At 75.3% G+C, this 441-nt stretch carries 1 pseudogene; it reads left to right on the top strand.

The features are described from left to right. Nucleotides 1–441: pseudogene (locus AUL39_RS11225) on the top strand (hypothetical protein); the annotation flags it as partial.

Raw genomic sequence — 441 nt, 5'->3', positions numbered from 1 at the left:
GGGCAAGGCGACAGCCGACCCCACCGGCACCCTCTCCCTCTACCGCCCCGGCCGCTACGTCCTCTACGTGGACGTGACCGACCGCGCGGGCGAGACGCGCACCATGTCCGCGGAGGTCGAGGCCTACGACGACTCCTGGTCGCTGGACGGCGTCTCCGCCGCGCCGGCGGAGGTCGTGGCCGGCGACGACGTGACCTGCGCGCCGGAGGTCTCCGGCGACGCCTCCGGCCTCAGGTACAACTACGTCTGGCAGCGCGACGGCTCCTGGGCCGAGGGGGACTGGGGCTCCACGGAGCTCTGCACCGGCTCCGACACGGACGAGGCCTCCCACACCGGGGCGCTCGGGACGCCGGGCCGCTACACCCTCTACGTGGACGCCGTCTCCGCGCGCGGCGAGAGGCGCACCGCCTCCACGCGGGTCGTGGCCTGGGGCGTGACGGG

The organism is Tractidigestivibacter scatoligenes (assembly GCF_001494635.1).
Taxonomy (GTDB): domain Bacteria; phylum Actinomycetota; class Coriobacteriia; order Coriobacteriales; family Atopobiaceae; genus Tractidigestivibacter; species Tractidigestivibacter scatoligenes.
This window is presented reverse-complemented; position numbering and strand designations above follow the sequence as displayed.